This window comes from Cellulomonas sp. IC4_254 (genome assembly GCF_011603975.1).
Lineage (GTDB): Bacteria > Actinomycetota > Actinomycetes > Actinomycetales > Cellulomonadaceae > Cellulomonas.
The window spans coordinates 1-2,392 of the sequence record NZ_JAANNB010000321.1 but is presented as its reverse complement, the minus strand read 5'-3'; the positions used below and the strand labels follow the sequence as shown (position 1 = coordinate 2,392).

The 2,392-nt window shown below is 79.3% G+C and carries 3 protein-coding genes; 1 reads left to right on the top strand and 2 read right to left on the bottom strand.

The annotated features are described in order from the left end of the window. Window positions 1–29: 29 nt before the first annotated feature. On the top strand, window positions 30–917 hold the full coding sequence (locus G6556_RS18365; protein ID WP_346775002.1) for an aminoglycoside phosphotransferase family protein: 888 nt from the start codon (window positions 30–32) through the stop codon (window positions 915–917). 41 nt (window positions 918–958) lie between these two features. Here the strand turns inward: G6556_RS18365 and G6556_RS18360 are convergent, their stop codons facing one another. Continuing rightward, window positions 959–1,912: a patatin-like phospholipase family protein gene (locus G6556_RS18360; RefSeq protein ID WP_166944528.1), complete on the bottom strand. Its 954-nt coding sequence runs from the start codon at window positions 1,910–1,912 to the stop codon at window positions 959–961. Window positions 1,913–2,003: 91 nt separating this feature from the next. Next, the coding region (locus G6556_RS18355) for a DUF3140 domain-containing protein (protein WP_240934722.1) at window positions 2,004–2,392 on the bottom strand (389 nt) is incomplete at its 5' end.

Below are 2,392 nucleotides of genomic sequence, written 5' to 3'. Positions count from 1 at the left end.
CCGCGCCGCGCCCGGGGTAGCGTCGACCGGTGAGCACCGGCACCGACGCCCTGCGCGGCGTCCGCATCGACGCGGACCTGGTCCGAGCCCTGCTCGCCGAGCAGCACCCGCGGTGGGCCGACCTCCCCCTGCGACCGGTCGCGAACGGCGGGAACGACCACCGGATGTTCCGGCTCGGCGACGACCTCGCGGTCCGGCTGCCGAGCGCCCCGGGGTACGTCCCGCAGGTCGCCAAGGAGCAGACCTGGCTCCCCCGGCTCGCCCCGCACCTGCCGCTGCCGGTCCCGGAGGTCCGCGCGGTCGGCGAGCCGTCCGAGCGGTTCCCGGCCCCGTGGTCCGTCTACGGCTGGTTCCCCGGCACGCCGCTGGCCCGCGCGGAGGTCGACGACCCGGTGCGGCTCGCGACCGACCTGGCCGCGTTCCTCGTCGCGCTGCGCGGCTGCGACCCGACCGGCGCCCCCGGCCCGGGCCTGCACAGCGCGTTCCGCGGCGGGCCGCTGGAGCACTGGGACGACGAGGTCGGCGACATCCTGCACCGGGTGCACGGGCGGGACCGGGACGTGGCCGCGGGGCTGTGGCGGGACGCGCTCGACGCCCCGTTCACCGGCGAGCCGACCTGGCTGCACGGCGACGTGGCGGTCAACAACCTGCTGGTGCGCCACGGTCGGCTGGCGGCGGTGCTCGACTTCGGCTGCTCCGCCGTGGGCGACACCGCCTGCGACACCACCCCGGTGTGGACCTGGCTGTCCGGGCGCGCACGCGACGCCTTCCGGTCCGGGCTCGGCGTGGACGACGCCACCTGGGCCCGCGGCCGCGGCTGGGCCGTGTGGAAGGCGCTGATCCTCGTCACGAACGAGCCGCCCGAGCAGCGCCGCCTGGCCCGGCACGTGCTGGACGAGCTGCTCGCCGGGGTCTGACCGCCCGGGCACGACCGCCGGGCACGACCGCCGGGAGGTGCTCAGCCCCAGAACGCCGCCAGCGGGCCCGCCAGCGCGAGCCCCTGGTCGTGGCCCGCCCGCGCCGCGACCGGCCGGAGCGCGGGGTCCATCGCGCGCTCCCCGAACAGGCCCGCGTCCTCCGGCACCACGACCTCGACCCGGCTGCCGCCCGCGCGCAGGTCCGCGACCTGCGCCGCGAGGTCCAGCCGCCACGCCGGCGGGGTCCACGACGCCCCGCCGAGCGGTGCGAGCACCAGCACCCGCGCGTGGCCGGCCGCCAGGTCCGCGTTCTCCCCGCGCCGGTGCGCCCCGTCGACGAACCACCGGTCGCCGACCGGGTACGCCGGCCCGCCCGCGCAGCTCGCGGCGACCGCGTCCACGAGGTCGACGCCGCTCGACCGGTCGAAGATCACCGGCTCGCAGGTGCGGGCGTCGACGGCGGTGAGCAGCACCCGGCTCGCGGGCCACCCCGGCCGCGGCAGCCGCGCGGCGACGGTCGACCGCCACCGCGCGCCGGCGTCCGGCCCGGCCGCGGCGGCGCGCTCCAGCGCGTCCGCGCCGGTCCGGCGGCGCAGGTCCGCGGGATCGGCCGCGGCGGCGATCCGCGCACGGAGCCGCTCGAGGTGCTCGGCGACCCCGCCGGGCCGCGCTCCGGGGTCCGCGCCAGAGCCCGCGCTCGGCCCCGGTCCGGAGCCCGCGCCGGGGCCGCGCGGCGGGGGCGGCACCAGTGCCGCGGCGTACAGCTCCGCCGCGCCGGCCCCGCCGAGCTGCGCCGCGGCGGTCGCCCCGGCCGAGGTGCCGACGACGAGGTCGGCCCCGGTCACGTCCAGCCCGCCCGCGAGCAGCCCGGCCACCACGCCGAGCAGCCAGGCGTTGCCGGTCGAGCCGCCGCCGCCGAGGACGAGGGCGCGCTCGCGGTGCGGCGGGGCCCCCTCGTCGGGGGCCGGTCCGGCTGCGGGTGCGGGTGTCGTCACGATCCGGGGACGCTAGACCCGACGCCCGGCCGGGCGCGAGGCATTTCCCAGGTCCGCGCGGCGACGGTGCGCGGCGCCGGGGCGGGTCCGGTCAGCCGCGCTTCAGCGGGTCGTGGCCCCAGTTCATCAGCGAGTACCGCCACGCCGAGTCCTCGACGTCCCCCGACGGCCGCTGCGCGAGGTGCCGGTGCACGTAGCCGACGACCGTGCGCATGTGCGCGTAGTCGTCGTCGGTCAGGTCGGCCTTCTTCGTCCGCGCGATCGCGACGATGCGCCGGCCGGAGTGGTGCCCGACCGACTCGCCGCCACCGTCCTTCTGCCCGACGGCGGCCGACTCGTCCGTCGCGAGCCAGTCCTCGAGCTCCTTCGGGGCCATGTTGACGGCCTCCGCGTACTCCCGCGCGACCGCGGTGCGCTCCTCGTCGTCCATGCGCGCCATGCTGGCAGCAGCGCGCCGGACCCGCCCGGCGGGAACCCCGC